This is a genomic window from Cognataquiflexum nitidum, assembly GCF_022538055.1.
GTDB classification, from domain to species: Bacteria; Bacteroidota; Bacteroidia; order Cytophagales; family Cyclobacteriaceae; genus Cognataquiflexum; species Cognataquiflexum nitidum.
Genome location: NZ_JAKZAM010000001.1, coordinates 212,313 through 237,385 on the forward strand (window position 1 = coordinate 212,313; position 25,073 = coordinate 237,385).

The window sequence follows — 25,073 nt, forward strand, 5'->3', positions numbered from 1 at the left end:
TTCAAAATTGGATGGTCTAAAATAAGACATATCCTTGGGAGCTGCTATTTGAGTGGCGGAAATTGTCGGGATTTAATTTTAGATTTTCACATTAAGCCATTTGAAATGGATAAGCTTTTTTGCTAAACTTAACCCATGAAAAAATACAAGGCAAAAAAGGGAACAGGCATAAAAATCCTTTTGGCTTTATCAATACTTTTTCCTGTTCTTGTTTATGTTTTTGAGAGTCAACTACCTCTAAATTTCTCCGTGATTTTTCTGCTTCTTTTAATTCCGATTTTAATGCTGAGTTGGGTTTACCTTAGCACCGATTATTGGATTGATAAGGGAAAACTTTTTTATAAATCAGCATTCTTAAAAGGTGATATAGATATCCTTCAAATTACTAGGATTACTAAAAATAAAACCATGTGGACCGGGGTCAAACCTGCGATGGCAGGCAAAGGACTTATCATAAAAATGAAATATGATGAAATTTATGTAGCTCCTGAAGTCAATGAGGAAATGATTGAAGATTTATTAAAAATCAATTCCGGAATTGAAGTTGTGGAATGAAAACTTGCATCTTTCATGTTTTAATACCTTTCTCAATACAAAAAACCAAAAAGATACAAGGGGATTTTGTTGCCTAATCCATATTCCAAATCATCTGCAGCAATGAATGAATCGGGAAGATTGGCGATTTGGCTGAAGTCTTTATTTTTTCCGCCTATTTCAAATAAGTACTTATCATCGATCAGAAAATCTCCCTGCTGAGGGTAGGTGACTGTTCTTTTGCTGTTTGCCAATTGGTTATAAAAAAATGTTTCCCTGACATTTCCTTTATTTTGGTTTTCAAGGGCCAAGGCATAAATGAGATTCGTGTTGGACAAAAAGATTTTGTCTGGCTTATTCATCATGCTGACTCCATGGGATGAATTTCTAAGGTTTCTGATGAGCCTAGATGTTTCCAACATGTGGAGCATTTCCAGTAACCTAGGTCTCGTAGTTTCTGTTTTTTCTGCCAGTTTGGTGATGTTTGGGCTGAAAGGGACAGCCGTGGATAAGATGTAAAGTAATTTTTTCAGTTTTGCCTGGGTAGCGGTGGAGATGTCCCTTCCTTCAGGTAAATCATAATCTATAATGACATTGATCAACTGATTGATTTTAGAGATATAATCTTGCTGTCCTTCTTTAAAAAAGGGGTAGGCTCCATATTGTAAGAATTGTTCAAACTCGGCTAATGGGTGTGGCAAAACCTCAATTATTTTGCTTGAAAGCTCTTGGTGATTGATGAGCAGATAGTTCAAATCAACCGGTGAAGCCACTATTTGATGTTTCAATGCAATGTATTCCCTAAAAGATAATTCGGGAAGTTCATAATAAACCAATCTCCTGCTCAAGTCAACTTGGGACTTTTGAAGCGTAAGAATTGACGAACCGGAGATCACCATTTTCAAGTCCGGGTAAAAATCATAAAGGTTTTTTACTGCGGCTTGCCAATCCCCATACTTATGCACCTCGTCCAAAAAAAGGTGCTTTCCACCCAATTGGATAAATCGCTCTGCCACTTCTACAAGTCCCTCTTGTTTGAAATATAGGTCATCCAATGATATGTAAAGGGATTGATTTTCTGGAAGTTTCTCTTTCAAATATTGGAGCATCAGAGTAGATTTACCTGTACCTCTTGCACCAAGGATACAAATGGCTCTTGCGTCCCAATTGATTTGGTGGTATAGATTTCTTTTAAAATCTAATTTGACCGACCTTAAAAGTTTTTTGTATCTTGTAATTAACGATTCCATTGTATCTTCAAAGATACGATTTAATGTTTAAAGTGTATCTTTGAAGGTACAAAAAATATAATTAATTGTATCTTTAAAAGTACGAAACCACAATTCATATGAAATCTCTCCTCTTTCTATCCTTGTTATTCCTCAGTTTTGGAACTTTTGCCCAAACTGCAAACCTTCAGGTCCAAGCCAATGAATTCATCTTTGGAGACGACAGGCCATTTGCGCAGTGTCATGCTTCCTCTATAGAAAAATTGGGAAACGGGCAATACATGATCGTGTGGTTTGCCGGGTCACATGAGAAAAACGACGATGTCGGGATATGGATGTCAAAAGGCCAACCCGGAAACTGGAAAGCCCCACAGATGCTGGTCAAAGTCAGAAACGATCCGCATTGGAATCCTGTGCTGTTCAATGCTCCGGATGGAAAATTGCACCTCTACTTTAAAGTTGGAAAGGAAATCGACGATTGGGAGACTTGGGTGCAGTATTCGGAAGATGGTGGCGATACATGGTCAGAGGCAATAGAACTCGTGGAAGGTGACCGTGGCGGAAGAGGACCTGTCCGTAACCATATTCTGGTTTTGTCAGACAACACCTGGTTGGCACCTGCTTCTTTGGAAAAAGACAGGGTTTGGAATGCCTTCGTGGACAGGTCCGAAGATGGTGGTAAAACCTGGCTCAATACAGAAACTTTGATTCTAGATCGAAAGCTGATCTCAGGTGAAGGTGTGATCCAGCCTGCACTTTGGGAATCGATACCCAATAGGATTCATATGCTTTTGAGAACTTCTGCCGGAAAAATCGGAAGGAGCGATTCCAAAGACAATGGCTTGACCTGGTCACCTGTGGAGTTGACAGACTTGCCTAACAATAACAGCGGCATAGACCTCGTCAAGATCAAGGATGAAACCATCGCTTTGGTCTATAATCCGGTTGGTGAAAACTGGGGCAAGCGCTATCCGATGCAATTGGCAGTTTCATTTGACAATGGGCTGACTTGGCCCATAAAGGAAGTAATGGAAGCAGGGGAGGGGAAAAATGAGTTTTCGTATCCCTCGATCATTTATGATGAAGGTTATTTGGTTTTTTGCTACACTTGGAATAGGGAAAAGATCAAATTTGTCAAGGTTGAGGTGGGATTCTGATACCGGCAGATGATCCATTCCTTTGGTTCAATTAAGAGGTAAAATAAATTAAGAGGATAGCCCATATCATAGAAGCTTTTTCATTTAAACCCTTTTTTAATAAGTTCTTACCCATCTATTCATTTTTGGCTTGGGGAGAGTAAAGTACAATCCACACAAATCACTACTTGGGCCGGATTGCATCCCAAAGTATAATCCTCTGAAGAATTAACATTTGTGTAGAAATGATTCCTATCCAAGGAAAAGAAAAGTTAAAGCTATTTCCAGCTAAAAACAATAATTATTAAACAATCTCCTAAGATTATATAATAAAAAAAAATTGAAATTGTTAAAATTTGTGAATTGAATATTTTAAAAACATGAATAATCAAATTTATAATTATCTAAAAATAAGTTTTTTTTGCTTAAGGTCCCGATTCCTAGAAATACGGTAAGAAAATATTCATCATAGTCAGGTTACTTAATTTGTTTGAAACTTAAAATCTAAATAATATGAAAAGTCTGGTAACATTATTTATTCTATTGGCTACTGTAGGAAGTGCCTTTGCTCAAAGTTCTTTTAAACCCGGTGCTGGTTTGAATTTTACAGGTATCACCGGAACAGGGGATGATGTTAAAGGCAAAATGGGGTGGCAAGTAGGTGCTTCCGTCGAATTGGGAAATAAATTTTATATTGAACCCGGGATATTCTATACGACTCGAAATGCTGAATCAACCACCATTAACGATGGTGTCTCCTCATTATCTGATGCGCAATTTCGAGGTTTTAGAGTCCCTGTGGCAGTAGGCTATAATATTTTGGGCAATACAAATTCTTCTTTTGCTTTTCGTGTTTTTGGAGGAGGATCGGCCTTTATTTTATCTAGCGTGTCTGATGGATATGCCATAAGTGATTTTAACAACCCTGAATGGGGAGTATTTGCAGGGTTAGGTGCCGATATTTCTATTATCTTCATTGATTTGAGCTACCAATGGTCCCTAACCAATGTTCAAAAAAATATTCCAGGTATTGATTTAGGAAGAACAAACGGAGTGTTTTTGACGGCAGGATTTAGATTTTAAGATAAATTATGCGTTAAATTTTGAGTTGGGTTTGCTGGAGTTTCTTCAGTAAACCCTTTTCGTTTTAGTAAATATCTACATAAAAAAATGAATTTTTGGACTCTGCCCCTACTCGAAAAATATCTCCCCCTGGTCGGTAGGTCAAGGCCTGGTTGTTTTGTACCCACTACCTTAGACTCCCAAACACTTCGTACTTAGTCCATCGTACTTCGTACTTCTCACTTCAAAACATCCAACTTCCAAACTTCCGACTTCCATCCTTCCCATCTTCATTACCTTTTCCCTTCCCAAGGCACGTAGACCACTTTCTTGGTTTCAAAAAATTCTTCTTTAAAGTAATCATCCAAATGGTAAGTGACATAACTCACTTCTCTTTCTTCCATTTCCTCATCGACGTCTCCACCTTTGAGTAGCAGCAGACCGTTTTGAAGTTCGTTGAAGTCTTCTTTCTTGAATTTGTTTTTAACCCAAGGAAGGATATTAGCAAAACGTGACACAGCCCTGCTGAGGACAAAGTCATATTTCCTTACCAAGTCTTCAGCGCGGACCTGCTGGGCTTCGACGTTGGATAGCTTCAGTTGCTTGGCGATGTCTTTGACAACATTGATTTTTTTTCCTATCGAGTCTACTAAATGAAAATGTGTTTCGGGAAACATAATTGCCAATGGAATTCCCGGAAATCCTCCTCCTGTACCGATATCCAACACTTTGGTACCGGGTTCAAATTGGATCACTTTGGCAATTCCTAATGAATGGAGGACATGTTTTTCGTAAAAGTGTTCCATATCCTTTCTGCTGATTACATTAATTTTTTCATTCCAATCAGCATATAAAGGGCCAAGTTTGGCGAATTTTTCCTTTTGGGATTCTGTCAGATCCGGAAAATACTTGAGAATAAGGTCCATAAATTCTATAGGAGTTAAGATTCAAAATTAGGGTTTTCGATCTGTCAAATTGACTTTGATTTGGAATAAAAAATAAAAAAGGGGCAAATGACCTGTCATTTGCCCCTTTTTTGAAAGGGAAGGGTTATTTTTTAGAATTTGCTGCTACCGGGGCAGATAATCCTGTTTTGGTTTTTACATTTTCAATCAAATGATTTCCGATCTTTTTCCCTTTATCTGAACCATTGACGATGGCAGGCATATAGTGGATACCTCCATATAATCTGCTGATTGCTGCTTCGTCTGCTGCCTGTCTGAATGAGTCAAACTCTCTAACCGGAAGACCATAGGCCACTTCTGTAGAATCCACAAAATGGAATGGTTCACCAAATAAACTTGTCAAAGCCTCTGCAGCTGCATTGGAAGCAACACTGTGTCCACTTGTATACTCAGGGAATGGAGGAGTCTGCAACAACGGAAGCCAATCCTCGTCAATATATCGGTTGATGTAAGTTTCAGGCCTGATCAATACGCTTCTGTATTTTTCATCCCAACAAGCTATAAATGCATCAAAAATGGCGATACTCGTAAATGCAAGTGTTTCTGAGGTTCCTTTCCAATCTTGTCCTGCAGTTTTGGAGGATATGGCCGCGATACCCATCCAATGGCCACCGGGGGTGATTTTCTTCTCAGCAAACATCACATGGCCTTTGACATTAACTTTGTAAGGATTGCAATCCCAAAACATGGCGATGTCTTTTTGGTCATCATTTAATTCATTTACTATTTTGAATACTTCTTCTGCTTCTTTGTAAAACTTACTTTCAGGATCCGTGCTGAATTCCGTACCTGGAATAGTTTTAAATTGGGCGGCTGAATCAAGATAAAAAGTCCTGATTTTATTCCAATGTGGTTCGATTCCTTCATGATAGGATGGAGGAGTAGGTTGCCAAGTACTGGGGTCATTGCTTACAGTATATTTTTCAAAAGACCGACTTTCATGGTAATTGTCTTTTTTATAATAGGCGATAACATGATCGGCCACTTCCTGTCCAAGTTGGATGGATTGTTCAAAAACTTTTGAGGGAACACCCTTGTCCTTTATCTCGGCATAAGCCTTGTCCCTGTGTTCGTTCATTAGATTTTCTGAAAAAATCAAGGCAGTGGCGACCTTGTAATAAGCGGCAAGAGAAGCCAAAGGATAGTAAATCTGACCTGTCGTATCAAAAGACGTCTTTTCAAAGCCATTGAGTTGGCCCATAAGAGACTTGTATCTTTGGTCAGAAAGTACTGTTACCTCGTAGGCCGCAATGGAAGGATAAGCATATATCCTGCTGGCCACCGGCGGCGAAAAAATATCATTGATGATGATATCAGTGAGTTTGTTTTGGGCGGCGATTTGGTAGGTACCGTCGGTAATGGCATTTTGATAATCTTTATTTTCCTGGCAGGAGGCACCAAGCACAAGCAAGAATGCGAGGAGGAAATATTTTTGTAATGGTTTTTCCATGATCAATATATCTAAGGATACTTTTCTTCTCAATGTAGCTTCCCGAATAATTAAGTACGGGGCTTTTTTGTGTGGGTTTCAAATCTCAAATCTAGAAATAATTCCATTAAAATCAGTGTTTTTGTAAAACCCAAAAACACTGATTTTAAGCAGGTTTTAGGGTTTGATCTGGAGAAAAACCGGGGGAGCATTGTTTCTTATTGCAATTAAAACCTCTTTTCCGTCAACGATGATTTTTGAGATATGGCGGAATTCTCCCCAATATTTATTGGCAGGAAGTCTGATAGGTGTATACTTCCAATTACCATTTTCAAATTTCATCAAAACCAAAGGTTGGGCGTCTGCTTTACCAAAATCACTTCTGAAGCCTTGTATATTCCCTGTCCCAAGTAAATATTGATCTCCTGATTGGGATTGGAAAGACGCAAAACCATGAAGGGGACTGAATTGTGCCTCAACAGGAAATGGACTGAATTCGAATATATTTTCACCTTTATTCCACAATACCCCCGACCTAAATTCCGACGCATGGTATTTGGAAGCCAAATCAATCTGAGAACTTTCAAGAAGGTCTCCCGGGGATTTGATATTGGCGTATTCCACGTAGTTTGGGTGTTTTCTCTTGATCCCGGGAATCTGCTTGATCAGGTCATCTCTGGTGGCAAAAGGCACCAAATGACCTTCCATGTAATGGAAAATCAAGGGATCAGCCTGCCCGTTTTCATCAAAATCTCCGTGGTAAAGCCAAACAGGTTTTTCTGGGCTTGCTTTGAGTTTGGAATTCAATCCCAGGTTTCCTACCAAGATATCTCCCATCCCGTCTCCGTCCAGATCTTTCACTTCCAAACCAAAAAACCAACCTGGAAAGTTTAGGGATTCGGTCTTGGCCAACTCAAATTTTCCTTCGGGATTTTGGCGGTAAACCTGTACGGGCATCCATTCTCCTGCCAAGATGAGTTCTTTTTCCCCATCATTATCCAAGTCAGCCCATGTTGCCTTTTTGACCATGCCGGGTTGAAAATCCTCTCCAAAATAAGTTGCTGTTGCTTCTTTGAATTGGCCTCTGCCGTCATTGAGCAATAAATAGCTTTTGGGGATTTCACCATAATTCCCAGTTACAATAGAGGCTCCTACAAAAATATCAGGGGCACCGTCTCCATTGACATCGTGGACGGCTAGGGTCGAAGTGTTTTCAGCAATAGGAGGGAGGGAATTCATGGAAAAGAAGAAATTTCCCTTACCATCGTTCAAGAAAAGCCTGTCAAAGTTGAAAAATTCTTTTCTCGTAGATTCGTTACCGCCACTTCCCACATAAAGGTCCAAAGTGCCGTCCAGGTTAAAATCCTCCAGGATCGCGACCACATCCTCCGCCATTTTCAGTTGCTCAAAGACAGGCTGAATACTTTTTTCAAACTTACCGCCTTCCGTCTGAAAATAAAAAACTCCGGCCTGACCTTTGGCCCCGCCAAAGAAAATGTCATCCAGACCATCCCCGTTTACATCTCCTATTGCCAATGCCGGACCTTCAGTCGAATACTTTCTTGGTATCAAATATTCCCTTCTAAAATCATCAAAATCAATGTTTTCTTCATGGGTCCAATCAATGCCTAAATCCTTGAATTCTATAATCGGGGTCGAGTCATAAATGGAATTTAAAGATTTTATCCCTTTTCCTTTTTCCAATAGATGTTTTTTATTGACCGTAAGGTTTCTGAAAATGTCGGTATCTATGGCATTCCAGACAACCACCACAGAATCCAAAGCGGAGTTTTTGCCCAAACCAAAAGTCAAAGTTGTGGAAGTTCCTGATTGGAATCCATGTGATGTACTTAGTGTTTGGTGCAATGTTTCTTTTCCTACATACACAAATACCTGTGCCCCTACCCCAAAAGGATTGAAGTTTTCTCCTTTCAAATCAAACTGCACAAATTGGTTTTGAAGTTTGGTAGCAGTTTGGTTTTGGTATACAAATGCTTTTTGGTCAATATTATTGACCACCAAATCAAGGTCACCGTCATTGTCCAGATCCGCGTAGGCAGAACCGTTGGAGTAGGAGAGTTGGTCCAAGCCCCATTCTTTGGCCATATTGGAAAATTTCAGATCGCCCTCATTCTTGAAAGAAAAATTGGGAAGTTTGACTGTAGGCAACATGTCGATCTGTTTCGCTTGGATTTCCTTTTCGGACAGACCTGGACTTGGTTCCTGACTGTATTGGATAAAGTCGAGGTCGTTTGGACGTTTGACTATTCCGTTGGTGATGTGGATGTCTTTTTGCCCGTCATTGTCCATGTCAAAAATCAAAGGCGACCAACTCCAATCTGTAGCGAAGGTATTGGTCAAGAGACCGATTTCACTGAATCTGCCATCTCCTCTGTTGAGTTGGAGGTGGTTTCGGACATATTGGTCGCCATAACCGAGACGCTTTTTGACATCAAATACTTCCTGCTTGTCTTCTCCGACTGATTTCATCCAAATCTGGGGATCAGAGGGAAGCATGTCTGTGGTGAAAATATCCGACAAGCCATCATTATTAATGTCCCCCAGGTCATTTCCCATGCTGTACCGACTGGTATTGGAAATATATTCCTTTAAGGATTCTTTGAAAGTTCCGTCAGCCTGATTGATGTAGAGGTAGTCATCTTCGGTAAAATCATTGGAAACATACAAATCCATCCAACCGTCCCCATTGATATCAGCCATGCCAACCCCCAAGCCAAACCCCAGACTGCTTGAAAGGATTCCTGATTCTTCAGTAACATCAACCATCCTGTTTTCCCCTTCTGCCAAAAGATTTTTGAAAAGTTTATCTCCGCCTTTTTCATCTTGATTGGTGAATTTGGTGTCTGCATTGGCAAAGACCTCAGGCTTTTTTATGGAATGATTGAGCAAATAGAGGTCTAAGTCTCCGTCTTGGTCATAGTCAAAAAATAGCGAATGGGTTGAGAAACCCACAAAATCTACTCCGTATGCTGCGCCTTTTTCGGAGAAAGTCAAATCACCGTTGTTGATGTAGAGCTTGTTTTTTCCGGTCAGGCCTTTGTAATCCCCGACTTGTGAGACGTAAATGTCCAGCAACCCGTCCCCATTGACATCTGCCATCGTGACTCCGGTCGACCAACCACCGTCTCCGGTAACTGCGGCGCTTACGCTGATGTCTTCAAATTTGAAATTCCCTTTGTTCAGGTATAATTTGTTTTCACCTTGGTTTGAGGTGAAATAGATGTCCACCAAACCGTCATTGTTGATATCCCCGGTAGCCACACCGCCTCCATTGTAGAAGTACAGGTATTCGAGGATGTTCATCTCCTCGGAAGATTCGAGGTCGTTTCGGAATTCGATTCCGGTTTCTTTGGGATCTAAAAGTTTGAAAAGTGTTTCCTCTTTGGGTTTAGAACAAGATAAAAATCCAAATACAATGAAGAAAAACATTCCTATTTTTAAAAAGGGAGATGAGTTCAAATCAAGATTTCCGAACTTCAAAACTTTGCCTCTTAGCGCCTTTGCGAGAGAATTAAATCTTGCTTCTGGAAAAGCAAGGTAACGGAGAATTAAATCCAGCTTCAGGAGAAGCAGGATAACAGATGTTTCAAAAAACCTTTTCATAATTCCCGTCTTCTTTCTTTGATAAGTTCATCAGCTAAAGAGGTCTGGCAATTTTGAAGCAATTGTTGCATTTCAAGAAATGATAAATCACTCACTTTCAAACTCTCCTCCGTTTCAATTATCTCTTCGAACACCACCTTTACCCGAACAGGTTTTTTGGTTTTGACGTGTTTGTCAAGACTCAATTTCCCATGGTGATATGTACCCGAAATTGTTTTCATCTTGATATTAATGGTAAATATCTAATTTAACTCCTTTGCTCCTTTGCGGGACCAACTTTCATTTCTTTATCTCCCAAAATTCCACCGGTTCATTGTTTTTGACCACCATCAGGAATTTCCCTCCTTTCAATTCCAAGATTTTCAAATCCCTGATTTCTCCGTCCAATTTCAAACCATGTTCACGGTTTTGCCAGTAGTCAAATGTACCGTCCCCTTTCCCTATAAGCACTTCCCCATAACTTCCGTCATATTGCCCGACTTCAGGCTTAGCAGCCCTGAGATTTCCTCCCATGACCAGATCCTGAATGCCATCGCCATTGAGGTCTGCCGCCAATACCGCATGCATCCATGAGCGCTGCGCAAATCTAGGTAAGGCTTTCATTTCAAATTTCCCGTTTCCCTGATTCATCAATATCGCAGAAGAGAGGAAGTTAACCTCCTTCATGACTGATTTACTGATTTCTTCCGGGGTGAAAATATCCTCCAAAGTCTGGTTATTGTATGCGCTGTATTTGAGATACCTCTTTTTCAGTGCCGGCAATTGTCCTTCGAGTTGATGCTTTAAGGTAAACGGAACATGCTTGTCACCTTGTTTTTTGACATAGACATGTTCTACTGATCCGTTTTGGTCAAAGTCGTTGACATACATGCGTATAGGACTTTCTACCGAAGCCTTAAATCTAGTATTCAATCCTTGATTTGCTAATGCAAAATCAGGTTTGCCGTCATTGTTGAAATCTCCAACCACAATCGCCTGATACCATCCTTTGTACCCTGCCATTTCCGGCATTTCTATTTTTTCAAGTTTATTGCCTGTATTTCTAAAAAATGTCGGGGCCATCCATTCTCCTACAATTACCAAATCCATTTTTCCATCGCCATCATAATCCACCGCTGCCGCATCGGTGACCATTCCCAATTCTTTCAGTTGGGGCGCAAATTGGACAGTACCATCGCTGAAGTTTCCATTGCCGTCATTGATCAAAATAGAAGAGTTGGGATTGACTCCATAGACAAACGGCACCAATCTCGACCCTGCAAAGAGGTCCAATGCACCGTCACCATTGATGTCCAATGCTACGATCACAGCTGTACTGTTGGTGAGAAACTGCAGTCCGCTGTTATCGGATTTGGTAAAATTCCCCTTTCCGTCATTCAGATACAATCTATCCGCCAGATCCGGCGAACCGAATCCTGATTCATTGCCACCTGAGGCCACCACCAAATCGAGGCTTCCATCTCCGTTGGCATCAAAGAATATCCCATTTCTGTCTTCAGAAAATTTATCTCTTTCAAACTCCTTTTGGTCCGTTGGCCTGAAATTTCCATTGGCATTTTGGATAAATAGCTGACCTGCAAAACCTTTGGCTCCCCCAATAAATACATCTTCCAATCCATCCCCATTTACATCTCCCCAAATTGCTTTTGGCCCTTCAGTAGAGAGCATATGATAAGTCAATCTGTCCCTGTCAAAATCAACCATAAGGTTTTCCTGATGGGAATACTCCAAAATGGTATTAGGATCAACTTTAGAGAAAATCTGACTTGTAGGCTTTTCAAAAAATGCAAATCCTTCCTCAGCATCTTGTGCTTCTTCCCATTTCAATACCAAAACTGTATCAGCAGCAATATCGTGGAGCAAGGTTATTTTGCCATCCGGCCACCTGACCTGTACCTGATCCAGTTTTGTTTTCAATCCCAAACCAAAATTCAGCCTCGGATCGACCGAAGATTGAAATCCCCGGTTGGGCATTTGTTCTTGATAAAAAATCTGGTCTCCGGCCACCAGCCTCACTTGGGTGCCTATAGCGGCTGTATTTTTACCTTTTCCGGTAAGCTGGATTTTAAGAAAATGATTTTCAGGAGCCAATTCCTTAGATCTGTTTTTATAAATCAGGACTTCATTGTTGACATTATTGACGACAAGATCCATAGTTCCGTCATTGTCAAGGTCTCCATACGCCGAGCCATTGGAGTGGATGGGATCGCCCATGCCCCATTCGTGTATGACATTCTCAAAAACAAGGTCTCCTTTATTCCTGAAGGCATAATTGGAGACAGGATTGATGGGCATGGGATCTACCAAGGCTTTATAATCAACGCCTTTTTTGCTTATAATTTTCTGTTTGGTTTCATCATTGTCGATAAAATTGAGGTAATCCAGGTCAGTCAGGTCCTTGTAGATACCATTGGCTACAAAAATATCCTTTAAGCCGTCATTGTCCATGTCAAACATCAGTGCCGCCCAACTCCAATCGGTGGCTTCCACATTGGCCAGTCTTCCCATATCCGAGAAAGATCCATCGCCATTGTTGATATGAAACATGTTTCTTGTGTATTGGTAGTGGTAATCATGCTGGACATTGAACTGGAACTTATCGTAGCTCTCAAAAGTCGTGATCTGTTTGAGGCGTTCTGAGGGCTCGGGGAGCATTTCAGTAACAAAGATGTCCAAGTGTCCATCATTGTTGATATCTGCTATATCTGCTCCCATGGAAGCTGCTGAGATGGCGCGCATGTAAGTCGTCAGGCTTTCAGTAAAAGTCCCATCTTGATTGTTGATATAGAGATAATCCCTTTCAAAAAAATCATTGGAAATGAAAATGTCCATCCATCCGTCCTGATTGACGTCTCCGATGGTGATTCCCAATCCAAAACCGATCGTGCTTCCATATATCCCTGCTTCTTCCGATACGTCTGTGAATTTTTCCCCGTCGTTTCTGAATAGCTTATCACCACCGACAGGGTCTCTTTTAGGCCTTTCATTTTGCATTTTATTGAAACTACCGATTGACTGATAGCTGTTGTTAAGTAGGTAGACATCTAGGTCTCCATCATTGTCATAGTCAAAAAACACTGCGTGGGTTGAATATCCCTGATCGGCGAGGCCATATGCATCTGCTTTTTCAGTAAAAGTACCATCTCCATTATTTATAAAAAGCTCATTCTGCTTGTTATCCCCTGCTATATCCCCTGAATTGCAGACATAGATATCCAAAAATCCATCGCCATTGACGTCTGCCATCGCCACACCTGTGCTCCAAGCCCTTGTCCCAGCCACGCCGGCGGTAGCGGTAATATCTTTGAACTTAAAATTCCCTTCATTCAGGTAGAGCTTATTTTCTCCCAGATTGGAAGTCAGGTAAAGGTCAATAAGCCCGTCATTGTTGACATCACCCATGGCCACACCACCGCCGTTATAGAAGTTACGGTAGGTGAATATGTTAAACTTCTCATCAAAAGGAAGGTCATTCCTGAATGTTACCCCTGAAGCGGAAGATTCTATTTTTTCGAAAAGGGTGTCCTTTTTTTCATTTTCGGGCGATTTGCAGGAAGCAATGGCCACGGCAATAAAAAAGGAAATTAAAAGGGATTTATTTAGAGGCATCTTCTTCTTTTTTTGTCATTTCGATGATGTCCTTGACGCGGAGATCTAGGATTTCAACCCGTACAGTATTTATATTTTTTTTAAAGACCCTGATCAAACGGTTTCCGTCTATTTTGACCATTGCGCTGATGGATTTATCTTTGTTGGCTACTTCAAAAAAGCCTTTGCCATACCAAGATTCCAGTAAATCAACCACATCGGTGATCAGGTTGTCATTTGAAAATTCCTCATTTCCTGGAAACCATTGCGTATAACCAAACTCCATAGGCATGAAAAACAGTTTGTCATTTTCAAAATCAGGGTAAAAATTCATTTCTGCATTTTTACCCGAAGGCATTTTGGGAATATACTGAATCTGAAGGTAATGATCCCCATTGACCAAAACTCCATTTTTATTGTGTTCCCAACAGGTGCCAAAAAACTCTTTCCTTCCCATCCCAAATCGGATATCAAGAAATAGGTCATCGACTACTTTTCCTGATGCAAGTTCCCTTTCTTTTACCAAATCATATTCAGACTTGGGTTGACATGATACACTTAGAATTAAAATACTAAGGATAATAAATACTCTGGACATTTACTTTTGATTCTAAACTTTAAACTCTGGCTTTTTTTAATTATTCGTAAAGATTTCTCCTCCGTCCCAATGACGTAATTGTCGGGCTCGTCACTCTGAACGCAGAGAAGAGTCTCTTTTATTCTGAGATCCTTCTCCCGTGCCGTTGTCGGGGTCGTACCTCAGATTACCAATGACAGAAATGAAATTTCCCCCTTCGGCAAGCTCAGGGAACGGAGATTCGGTGTTTGGAAGGGGGGGAGGAAAAAGCGGCGCAGCCCTTTTTTCCTCCCCCCCTCTCCCAAGAACATTCTCGGTGGCCGATCCCAATCGCAATCTTGGCCGAGGCCAATTTGTTCCCATCAATGTCATTACCCTTTCAGAACTTTTTTGATAATGTTAAAAGCTAGGAATGACAAGGAAAAGTTATTTTAACTTTTGAGCCTCCCACCTCTCACTTCATCCTTCCTTATCATACCTACAACCTCTCACCCTCACCCTCATCTTTCCTCCCTCATCCTTCACTAACCATCCACCTCTCACCCTCGTACTTGCCACGTCGTACTCCGTACTTCCTACCTCCCACCTTTGACCTCTTACTATTTCCAGCTCATTTCACCATTTCCCAAACCATCGGCCAATCGTTATTTCTACTCACTATTATCCTGGTTCCTTTGGCTGTTCTGATGTTTTTGATATCTCTGATCTCTCCTCTGACGAAGAATCCTGATTTATTGGCTGGAATCACCCGAAGGTCTTTTTCATTTGATCCGGTTAGGTGCCATCCGAAACTCCCCATATTGATCCCTAACTCAGGCTTGATCCGGCTTTGGTTTCCCCCAAACAGCAAATGGATTTTGCCCAAGGCATCTCTGAAGGTATGGAAAGCATAGACTGGGCTGCTTTGGATAGGATAGGGTAAGATTGATTTTGTAAATGTACCATTTCCCTTATTGATAAACAGGCTTGTTTCCAAAGTATGTACGTTTAACACCATGTTTCGGGACAAAATTTCTTGTGGAAATAAATCCTCTAGTCTTTTGTTTTTGTAAGCGTCATAAGTCAACAATTGCTTTCGCAATGCCGGTAATTGCTTGATAAGTGTGGACTTTAATGCCAAGGGATAGGTACTATCACCTTCGTATTGAGTTAGGATTTGCTCGATACTTCCGTTTTGGTCGTAGTCGTTGATTTGTAATTGTAAGGGTTTCTCAACTGATGCGAGAAGCCTGGTATTCAAACCTGCATTTCCTGCCAATATATCTGGAAATCCATCTCCATTCACATCTGCTACATGGAGGGTATTCCATAGCCCCCCGGTATTCTCAAATCCAAAAGCAGCAGAAGCATCGGAATATTTTCCATTGGTTTTCTTAAATACTTTGATTGGCATCCATTCTCCTGCAATCAGGATTTCGTCTAACCCATCCCCATCCAAATCACCAATCCATGCATCCCTTGTCATCCCAATATTTTTGAGTTGGGGAGCAAGCTCCATAGTCTTATCCACAAATACTGCATTTCCCTGATTTTCCAATAGGGTCACATCACCCGGCACGCCATAAGCAAAGGGTATTGTCCTTGTCCCAATCAAAAGGTCCATTTTCCCATCTCCGTTATGGTCAAATGCCCTTACGAAAGAGGAACTCTGAAAAACCATAGGGAGGCTTTCTTTTGTTTTGGTGAAATTTCCCTTTCCATCATTGAGGTAAAGCCTATCCAAGTAATTGGTGTTAAATGCACTGAATTCCAGACTTCCGCTGACTACATAGAGATCCAAGTCGCCATCTCCATCCGCATCAAAAAATAACCCATCCACATCTTCAGCGATTGAATCTGCCTCGAATGTTTGGTGGATTTGAAAGTCTCCCGAAGCACTTTGGATAAATACAGAGGAAGTCTGTCCTTTTGCGCCCGGAAGAAAGAGGTCATCCAGTCCATCTGCATTGATGTCTCCCACAGCCATTTTAGGGCCTTCATTGGAAATCATATGAAATAGCAGCCTGTCTCTGTCAAAATCTATATAATTACTTTCCTGATGTTTCCAGGGAAGTTTGATGGAAGAAGGTTTAAGCGTTTTTAGAAAATCCTGTTTATCGGATTTTCGCTCCTCTGTGGCTGAAAAAGGATCCAGAGAAAGTAATTGATCAGATAAAACATCGGTTAATTTTGTGGTTTTACCATTTGGCCAAAGGACGATAACTGAATCAATTTTCTCTACCTGACCGAGTCCAAAATGAAGCCTGTGGTCAACGGAAGACATATAGCCTTTGACAGGATTATGCTCTGCAAAGAACAGATTATTTCCGGCAAAAAGTGTCACTTGGGTTCCGAATTGTCCTTTCAGATCCAATTGTAGGAAATGGTTTTTGTTGATTTGACGGCTGTTGTTTTTAAATATAGACACTTCGCCGTTTAGGTTATTGACCACAAGGTCTAAGTCGCCGTCATTGTCCAAGTCAGCATAGGCTGCTCCTGTAGAAAAAGTCAATTGCGCCATTCCTGATCCAGCTGCTATGTCTTTAAACTTGAAATCACCCTCGTTATGAAACAGAAAGTTCATCTGTGGGTTTGAAGGAAACTCATCAATCATCTTGGTCAATAGGATACTGTCACGCCTAAACTGGGCGATCAAGTCTTGGTTGTTGACATAATAATCGACATAATCAAAATCCGTGAGGTCTTTGACAATACCATTGGCTACAAAAATATCTTTGAGTCCGTCATTGTCTGTATCAAAAATCAGCGCCCCCCAACTCCAATCAGTAGCATGTACGCCGGATTGTCTGCTGATTTCTGAAAAATGAACCTGATTGCTGTTGGGTTGGTAACCTAGGTTTCTTTGAAGCGTGTTTCTGGTAAACTGATGGAAATATCCACCGGCGACATTGGCTTCGTACTTGTCCCATTCTTCAAAAGGTGTTTTGGTTTTTACCCTCGCCATCGTAGCCGGAAGCATTTCAGTGACAAAAATATCTTGCCAACCGTCATTGTCTAAGTCCGCAATGTCCGCCCCCATAGAACCCATGCTGATTTCAGTTATCATGCTCTCTAGGGATTCTGTAAATGTACCATCACCATTATTGATATAGAGGTAATCTTTTTCAAAAAAATCATTGGAGACATATAGGTCCGGCCAACCATCTTTATTGAGGTCAGCTACTGTCACACCTAATCCATAGCCAATGGCTGAGCCATAAATTCCTGCAGCTTCGCTGACATCGGTATATTTTCCATTGTCATTTCGGTAAAGCTTATTTCCTCCAAAAGGATCCCTAATATCCCTCTGTCCGATCCGGAGATCATTTATACCTATTGACCTAGCCGAATTGTTGAGCAGGTACATATCCAGATCGCCGTCTTTGTCAAAGTCAAAAAATACGGCGTGCTGGGAAAGTCCTTCATCGGCGATGCCGTATTCTTTGGCTTTCTCGGTGAAAGTCAGGTCACCGTTATTAATAAAAAGTTCATTGTATCGCTGAGACCCACCTAATGGGCCGGATTTGCAAATATAGATATCTAACCAACCGTCACCGTTGATATCGGCCATACTGACTCCTGTGGACCAGATTTCTGGTACAGCCAATCCAGCTGTTGTGGTGATATCTTCAAATTGGAAATTCCCCTTGTTGAGGTAAAGTTTGTTTCCCTGCTGGTTGCCGGCCAGAAAGACATCAACCAAACCGTCATTGTTGATATCTCCAAGGGCTACCCCGGCTCCGTTATAAAAATTTCTAAAGAGATAAGGGTTGAATTTTTCGTTGTATTCTAGGTTATTATTAAAATCTATCCCGGTATGCTCTTTTTCCATTAGTTCAAAAAGGTTCAATGTAACCTCCTCTCTATTGGAACAGGAGACCAACAAGAGCATGAAGGGAATAACAAGGGAGTAGCGGCTGTTCACCAATGACATTTGGATAGGATTAATTTGGGATACTGGTTTTTTTACAAATTCGAAGGTATCCATTAAATCAAAAAGAAGTGCACTTCCGTGCACTTCTTTTAATTTTGGTATAACTTTTTTTGGATTAATAACCCGGATTTTGTTGCAGGTTAGGATTAGCCTGAAGCTGGTTTTGAGGGATCGGGAACAATGTTCTAAATGCCTGAGAAGCTGGCTTCTCCCACCATGCAGCAGTGTATTTTCCAAATCTGATCAAATCTGACCTTCTTTGCCCTTCAGCAAAGAACTCTTTTCCTCTTTCCGCTAATAGGATATCAGCATCCAAAGTAGTCAAAGCAGGAGCAGAAGATCTCGCCCTGATCTGATTGACCAAAGCAATGGCCTCTGAAGTTCTTCCAAGTTTCCAGGCACATTCTGCTTTCATCAAGATCACATCGCCATACCTGAAGATAGGGAAGTCATTGTTCAAGTTAGGAGCAGAACCTAGAGGAATTTCGAATTTGTTGATTCTGGTTCCAGCCTGTCTAAAGGCATTTGGTGCCAATTGATTGATATTAGGAGTGAAATTTATCACCGGACCATCAGGATCATTTGCCTCTGCGGCACCATCGGTAAGAATAACTCCTGTCGAAGATGTTTGTACACCTTCTCTCAATGAACCTATCCTTAGGTCACCGGCTTCGAAACTGTTGTAAAACTCCTCCAAAGCGGCATAACCATTCCAAGGCTGATCTACCAAGTTGAATGTAGCTTGACTTGAATAGTGGAAAGTCATTTGGTGAATATTGAACCCGCCGGCATTGTTAGCATCATAAGGAAGGGTAAACATGTTCTCAGTTGAATTTGCATTCGTAGCTGAGAAATTTTGGAAGAAGTTTGGTGTCAAACTGTACTGACCTGAATTGATGATGACATTCAAAGCAGCTTCAGCTTCTGCCCATTTTCCTTTTGATGGATCCAATACACCCGGAGTTGCACTCAAATACACTTCTGCATTCAGATAGAGCTTGGCCAAAATCATGTGAGCAGTCCAATAATTCAAGTTGGTCTTTACATTGGTTTTTGGAAGTAAATCCACATTGTCTTTGATACTACTTTCGATAAAAGCGAAAACCTCGGCTCTTGTGTTTTGGGCAGGGTTTCCACCTCTGTCTGTCTCAACAATGATCGGCACATTACCGAAGTTGTCAATCAACCAAAGGTAAGCCAAGGCTCTTAAAACCCTTAATTCAGCACCTAAAGCTTCCACATCAGGGTATTGTTGCAACAATAAATTTGACTCACCCACAATTCTGAAGCAATATTGCCAAGCACCGTTATAAGCGCCGTCACCTACAGCCCAAGTATGTCTGTGGTTTCTAAGCCAAATACCACCGTCTTCCCAGTCAGCTCCTTTTTGAGGAATTGCCAATTGGTCAGAGGAGACTTCGTTGATACTCCACATACCTCCGTGACCTCCCCAGTTGCCGACTACGGCAGCATAGGCAGATTGCTTCAGTACTTCAATCAACTCCGGACGAGGGCTGTTTGCCAAATCGTCTTGAGTTATACCTGTCAGAACCTCTTGTTCCAACTCCCAGCACGATCCCATGGTAATTGCCACAAGACCTCCAACAAATAATGATTTAATTGATCGTAACATATTTAATTTGAGTTTATGTCATTTTAATGTAAACGTTAAGCCTGCAGTCCATGTTCTGGGAACGAAGTAGGTATTTCTTCTTTCGATACCCGGGGCCAATGCATTTCCACCGTCTGTCCATCTTACTTCAGGATCTACACCGGAAAACTGTGTGATCGTGAAAAGGTTTTGAACACCTGCATACAATCTGAAATTGCTGATTGCGGCAGACTTAACAGGGAGGTTGTAGCCCAACTGCAAGTTGTCTAATCTTACAAAGTCACCTCTTTCTAGGTAAAGGTCAGAGAATGTAGGGGTTGAAGTAACAAGTGGACTGATTGGCGTGTTTTTGGTAACAACGGAGTTCCAGGTGTTAGAAGCAGCATCGGCATTTTCATAGAAACCTCTGAAGGAGTTGTAGATCAAGTGTCCGACACTTCCTCTTAACAAGAAATTCAAATCCCAGTTTTTGTAAGAGAATGAGTTAGAAAAACCAAAGTCAGCAGTCGGAAGACCGTTTCCTAAGTTTTCAAATTCTTCAGGTCTCTCAGTGCTTAGGATATATTCTCCGTTCTCTGTCAAGCCCAAGAATTTTGGACCGTAGAAGTTACCTATTTCTTCACCTACCCTGTTCCAAACAATTTCGTTGTTATTCTGTCCTGGTGCTCCAGGTGTTGCCTGACGGATTTCAGGTAGGCTGATGGAACCTACACCAATCCTGTCTATAGTCGTTCTTCTGTAGATTGTGAAGTTTGCAGAAGGATTCCAAGTTACCATTCCCAATTTGACATTGTTGACATTCAAAAGGAATTCAAAACCTGCACTTGACAAGTCCGCAATGTTGGCCCAAATGGAGGGGGCGGTGTAGAAGTTTCCAGGATCGAATTCGTTAGGAGCACCTATAGGCACTTGCGTATTGAACAACAAGTCAGAGATATTTCTTCTCCAATAATCCATGGTACCAGTGATTTTTCCATTGAACAAGGCGTAATCCAGACCAAAGTTCAATTCTTGAGTGGTTTCCCACTTCAATTGAGGGTTAGGATTTTGCAATTGATTCACGCCGACAAATACCGAGTTGATAGGTTCTGCCAAGTTTAATGGAATCCTGTTTCCATTTCCAAAAATACCCAAAGCCAATGTTGGGGAAGGAGGTAACTGACCTACAATACCAAATGAAGCCCTAGGCTTAAACTGGCTGAAAGGTCCCATATCCAAAACCTGCGTCAAGTCAGCACCTGCAGTAACGGCAGGGAAGATACCAGTTTGGTTTTCTTTACCGAATCCTGAGTAGGTCTCAGATCTCACGGAAGCAGAGAAGAAATAGGTGTTATTGTAGTTGAAGTTTGCTCTACCAAACAGGGAATTCAAGACCGCTCTGGTAGCAAATGAACCCATTCCTGTTCCTGGACCAAATCTTAACCCACCTGCGCCTAGGTTATTTGCACCTTGGTCAAAAAGGAATCTGGAAGAAGAAGCATTGAATCCGTTTTCATTGAAAATCTGTGTTTCGGCACCTCCTAAGAAAGTGAAATCCATTTTGTCAAAAATCTCATCTTGGAATCTGATGGTACCGTTCCAGATACTTGTAGTTCTGTTAAAGAGGTCTTGACCTGCAGAACCACTACGTCCAAATCCATTATTGAAGTCCTGAAAAGAGAAGAATGAAGTAGAATTCACAGTCAATCTATCTTCAGAAAACTGGGTTGCTATTGTGAATTTATCACTTAAGTCATATTCCAATCGGTAAGAGTAGATGGCACTCTTGATATCATTTGTAAATTTTTGCTGATTGATTAATGCAACGGGGTTGAAATAATCAAACAACGGTCTTTGGAAATAACCACCAAAATCCCTGTTTGCATTTCTTAACCTTAATTCCCTTGCAGCTGCGGTTTCTTCGCCAGCGGGAGTAAAATCTCTTTCAAAGATCGGAGCAGTAGGGTTATAAATAGTAGCATATCTAACTGCTTCTCCGTTTACGTCTTCGGTGCTTGTTTGGGTATAGGCTAAACTCATGTTCATTCTCAACCTGTTCTGCAAGAGACCATGGTTAAGGTTAAAACGGGTGTTCAAGGTTTCTCTGTTTGTTCCTTTTACAATACCATCATTATTCCGATAGTTGACAGAAGCAAGGTAATTGGTGTTATCAAATCCACCTGATACGGATGCATTGACAGTTCCATTCAATGCAGTCTGGGTCACTTCGTCTCTCCAATCAGTCCTTGAACCATAGTCTATTCCACCTCTAGCCACAAATTCTTCCGGAGAAAGAATTGGAATAAGATTGGTTGCTACCTCGGCAGCACCAAAAGTATTGATGGTTACATTTGCTCCTCCTTTTTTGGAAGAACCTTTTTTGGTAGTGATCAAAATCACACCTGCAGAACCTCTTGTCCCATAAATAGCAGCAGCGGAAGCATCTTTCAATACATCAAATGACTCGATGTCATTAGGGTCGACGGCATCAATGGAAGCACCAATAACCCCATCCAATACAATTAGGGGAGACTGATTTGCTCCAAATGATGAAATACCTCTCAATCTCAAAGTTGGCTGTGAGTTAGGGTTACCACCTGCACGGGTTACGGAAAGACCGGCTACTTTACCCTGAAGCAATTGAGTTGGGTTTGGGAAGTTACCACGGTTGAATTGCTCTGTTCCGACGCTTGTTACAGCAGAAGTAATTTCCTTCTTGTCCTGTGTACCGTAACCGATGACTACAGCTTCCTGTAGGCTTTGGATATCCTCAGCCAATTCGATGTTGAAAACACTTTGGTTCCCAATAGCTACCTCTTGCGGGGTGAAGCCAACGAAGGAGAAAACCAATGTGGCATCTCCCGGCTGTAAATCTAATTTAAATTTACCGTCCAAGTCAGTAGTGGTACCTCTAGTTGTACCTTTGACTAGCACTGTTACTCCCGGAAGGGGATCTCTTAAGGTAGCATCCAGGACAGTTCCTGATGCTTCCCGGCCTTGAGCAAATGCAGAGGCAATACTGACCACCATCAGTACTGAAACAATAGCAAAAGCTTTTAGTTTTTGTAAATAATTTCTCATAGGGTTTGTTGTTTTGAAAAAAACGAAATTGTTTGTGTAGTTGATTTCAATTCTAAATTGAATCTTTAAATTATATTTTGCAATTTTTAACAAATGCCTTCTTGACCTTTTGGCTATGTGTCAGTTAACAGAATAATGGTATTTTTTATTAATCGTTAACAAAAAGAATTTTTACTATTATAATTTGCAACCGAAAACGTTTGAATTTTTCGAATACTTAAAATTTTTCGATTTTATTAAAAATGTGAAAATTGATCATCAAAATTAATCATTTGGGTATTTAAATGTCAAACTGTACCATATTACCATCGAGTAAGCTTATTTTTGCATTTTCGATAAAGAGATGGTAAAATGGCAATTATCAGGATTTTAGGTTAAGTTTTTTTTGACTTTCCTTTGGTTCAGAAAAATAAGAAAATCGATATGTTCACAAAGAATTTTAGATAGTAAAACCAAACTTTAAAATTGGGAATAAGATAGTTTTTTTGCGTTAACTTTTAAATAAAAACTGTATCTCTAAGCAATTCCATTAGTAGTTTGGTTTGGGAGCTGATTGAAGCAAATTTTCATTTTCCAATATTCAAGCTGACTTGAGCGTTAGTATTTTTGTTATTATTTTTTCTTTATTTGATGCAAATATTTATTCCATTCAATATCTTAGTGGCATGAAGGTTTTTGATAAAGGCAAAAGAGATAAAGAGCGTAAAAAATGGGTACTTGTCTTCCTGATTTGTATCGGTACAGCTGCTTTTTATTCTAATCAATCTTCTAAAAACACCATTGCTTACCAACTTTTCAATCCATTTTATGCTTGGAGTCAAGGCGAGGGAAATCCGATCAGAAATATTGTTACCAAATTTATCCCCCAACAAATTCCTGATAGGTTTAAGGAATTAAGGTAGGTAAGCTGATTTTTTATGTGATCAATTGATTTTCCTACCTGAAAGACGGCCATAGATTTGGAATTTAAATTTTGTTTTTCCCCAAAACCAACCTATTTCTTACCCAATTTCAGTCATGATGTATTTACAGGACATATATATTTATCCCATTAAGTCACTTGGTGGTATCAGGTTAGAGGAATCAGTCTTGGAGGAACGGGGTTTGCAATATGACAGGAGGTGGATGTTAGTTGACAAAGAGGGAGTATTTCTGACCCAAAGGACTTTTCCTGAAATGGCACTTTTACAAGTGGAAGTCAAGGATTCCGGTCTCTTGGTATACCACAAAAATAACCATATTCAAAGGATTCACCTTCCTTTTCAAGCCCAAACGGAGGATTTTTTAACTGTCAGAATTTGGGATGATTTAGTGATTGGGCAGATAGTGGATCACGAGGTTAGCAGATGGTTTTCAGAAACGCTCGGTTTGGAATGTGAACTAGTCATCATGCCTGAGACTACCGAAAGGAAACTATCTCCTAAATATGCCGTCAATAATGAGTCTGTAGGTTTTGCGGATGCAATGCCTTATTTATTGATCGGTCAGGCTTCATTGGAGGAGCTCAATTCCAGATTGGAGATAGCTGTGCCCATGGACAGATTTAGGCCTAATTTAGTTTTTGCAGGAGGATTGCCTTTTGAAGATGATGGTTGGGACATAATCAAAGTAGGGGCTGCTGAATTTAAAATTACCAAACCTTGTGCTCGATGTGTATTGACGACCGTTAATCAGGAAACGGCCCAAAAAGGCAAAGAACCTTTGAAGACTTTGGCTACCTATCGGACTTTTGACCACAAGGTGATGTTTGGTCAAAATATGCTTTTACTCCAAGGACAAAGGATTAGGGTAGGGGATGAGGTAGTTCCTTTCCTGAAATAGAAAATGAAATCAACAGCAAACAAATAATCACCCCAGGGATCAGAGAGGAAAAAAGATGAGAATTTAAAATGCTGCATGAATAATGGCTTGGAGGCACTACCATCGGCGGGAAATATGATCCTGAAGGGATCAATTATATTAATAGCGATTAAGTAACGCCACTCGGCGAAAAAACCTGAACCGCGATTACGGTTTTTGGAAGAAACTAGGAATATAGAATGAATAGCTTTCCTCCATAAACAGGGAAGCTAAAAATCCTTTGCGACCATTACCAAACCTCTTTTTCCTTTGCTGAAAATAATAAACCTACGTACTGATTTTCGCTGAGGGAATTGGAGATCAGGATACAATATTCAGCGCTACAGACTTTTACCTATTTTTGATTATTGAAGCTGACATTGTTTATTTACAATTCCGAGGTATTAATTGGTTTTTTTTGAGGATACTCACCTAAGGACCTATATTTGATTTTCAACCCTTTTCTACCATGTCAATCCGCTCACTCACAAAACCAACCCTGAAA

General features: G+C 40.7%; 16 protein-coding genes. 6 read left to right on the forward strand and 10 right to left on the reverse strand.

Going from position 1 to position 25,073, the window contains the following annotated elements:
* The first annotated feature begins 135 nt into the window (after positions 1-135).
* Positions 136-555, forward strand: coding sequence for a PH domain-containing protein (locus MMU07_RS00945; RefSeq protein ID WP_241123947.1), 420 nt, complete (start codon positions 136-138; stop codon positions 553-555).
* A gap of 32 nt (positions 556-587) precedes the next feature.
* On the opposite strand, the gene MMU07_RS00950 is transcribed toward MMU07_RS00945, so the two are convergent.
* Complete coding sequence (locus MMU07_RS00950) at positions 588-1,784, reverse strand: ATP-binding protein (RefSeq protein WP_255737140.1); 1,197 nt, start codon at positions 1,782-1,784, stop codon at positions 588-590.
* A gap of 98 nt (positions 1,785-1,882) precedes the next feature.
* On the opposite strand from MMU07_RS00950, the gene MMU07_RS00955 reads away from it, so the two are divergent.
* Together MMU07_RS00955 and MMU07_RS00960 are read left to right on the forward strand one after the other, a co-directional pair.
* Entirely contained in the window at positions 1,883-2,920 is a 1,038-nt protein-coding gene (locus MMU07_RS00955; RefSeq protein WP_241123949.1) for a sialidase family protein, read from the forward strand.
* A gap of 492 nt (positions 2,921-3,412) precedes the next feature.
* Entirely contained in the window at positions 3,413-3,982 is a 570-nt protein-coding gene (locus tag MMU07_RS00960) for an outer membrane beta-barrel protein (RefSeq protein WP_241123950.1), read from the forward strand.
* A 272-nt stretch (positions 3,983-4,254) separates the two neighbouring features.
* On the opposite strand, the gene rsmG is transcribed toward MMU07_RS00960, so the two are convergent.
* From rsmG to MMU07_RS00990, 6 genes are all read right to left on the reverse strand, one after another.
* Positions 4,255-4,887 carry a 16S rRNA (guanine(527)-N(7))-methyltransferase RsmG gene (gene rsmG, locus MMU07_RS00965; protein ID WP_241123951.1) on the reverse strand — a complete coding sequence of 211 codons (633 nt, stop codon included), beginning with the start codon at positions 4,885-4,887 and terminating at the stop codon, positions 4,255-4,257.
* A 124-nt stretch (positions 4,888-5,011) separates the two neighbouring features.
* Entirely contained in the window at positions 5,012-6,376 is a 1,365-nt protein-coding gene (locus MMU07_RS00970) for a vanadium-dependent haloperoxidase (RefSeq protein WP_241123952.1), read from the reverse strand.
* 156 nt (positions 6,377-6,532) lie between these two features.
* A complete protein-coding gene (locus MMU07_RS00975; RefSeq protein ID WP_472843675.1) occupies positions 6,533-9,805 on the reverse strand; it encodes a VCBS repeat-containing protein in 3,273 nt (1,090 codons plus the stop codon).
* 170 nt (positions 9,806-9,975) lie between these two features.
* Complete coding sequence (locus MMU07_RS00980) at positions 9,976-10,200, reverse strand: hypothetical protein (protein ID WP_241123954.1); 225 nt, start codon at positions 10,198-10,200, stop codon at positions 9,976-9,978.
* A 58-nt stretch (positions 10,201-10,258) separates the two neighbouring features.
* Entirely contained in the window at positions 10,259-13,588 is a 3,330-nt protein-coding gene (locus MMU07_RS00985) for a VCBS repeat-containing protein (RefSeq protein ID WP_241123955.1), read from the reverse strand.
* A complete protein-coding gene (locus MMU07_RS00990) occupies positions 13,575-14,165 on the reverse strand; it encodes a hypothetical protein (RefSeq protein ID WP_241123956.1) in 591 nt (196 codons plus the stop codon). The genes MMU07_RS00985 and MMU07_RS00990 overlap by 14 nt, the downstream gene beginning before the upstream one ends.
* A 181-nt stretch (positions 14,166-14,346) precedes the next feature.
* Here MMU07_RS00990 and MMU07_RS00995 point away from each other — a divergent pair, with 181 nt between their 5' ends.
* Complete coding sequence (locus MMU07_RS00995) at positions 14,347-14,538, forward strand: hypothetical protein (RefSeq protein ID WP_241123957.1); 192 nt, start codon at positions 14,347-14,349, stop codon at positions 14,536-14,538.
* A 216-nt stretch (positions 14,539-14,754) separates the two neighbouring features.
* On the opposite strand, the gene MMU07_RS01000 is transcribed toward MMU07_RS00995, so the two are convergent.
* From MMU07_RS01000 to MMU07_RS01010, 3 genes are all read right to left on the reverse strand, one after another.
* On the reverse strand, positions 14,755-18,057 hold the full coding sequence (locus MMU07_RS01000; protein ID WP_241123958.1) for a VCBS repeat-containing protein: 3,303 nt from the start codon (positions 18,055-18,057) through the stop codon (positions 14,755-14,757).
* A gap of 115 nt (positions 18,058-18,172) precedes the next feature.
* Positions 18,173-19,690, reverse strand: a complete 1,518-nt coding sequence (locus MMU07_RS01005; protein WP_241123959.1) for a RagB/SusD family nutrient uptake outer membrane protein — start codon at positions 19,688-19,690, stop codon at positions 18,173-18,175.
* An 18-nt stretch (positions 19,691-19,708) separates the two neighbouring features.
* Positions 19,709-22,729 carry a SusC/RagA family TonB-linked outer membrane protein gene (locus MMU07_RS01010; RefSeq protein ID WP_241123960.1) on the reverse strand — a complete coding sequence of 1,007 codons (3,021 nt, stop codon included), beginning with the start codon at positions 22,727-22,729 and terminating at the stop codon, positions 19,709-19,711.
* Between the two features lie 665 nt (positions 22,730-23,394).
* Between MMU07_RS01010 and MMU07_RS01015 the strand changes: the two genes are divergently transcribed.
* Both MMU07_RS01015 and MMU07_RS01020 read left to right on the forward strand, forming a co-directional pair.
* On the forward strand, positions 23,395-23,631 hold the full coding sequence (locus tag MMU07_RS01015) for a hypothetical protein (RefSeq protein ID WP_241123961.1): 237 nt from the start codon (positions 23,395-23,397) through the stop codon (positions 23,629-23,631).
* Positions 23,632-23,749: 118 nt separating this feature from the next.
* Positions 23,750-24,550: an MOSC domain-containing protein gene (locus tag MMU07_RS01020; RefSeq protein WP_241124015.1), complete on the forward strand. Its 801-nt coding sequence runs from the start codon at positions 23,750-23,752 to the stop codon at positions 24,548-24,550.
* Positions 24,551-25,073 lie beyond the last annotated feature (523 nt).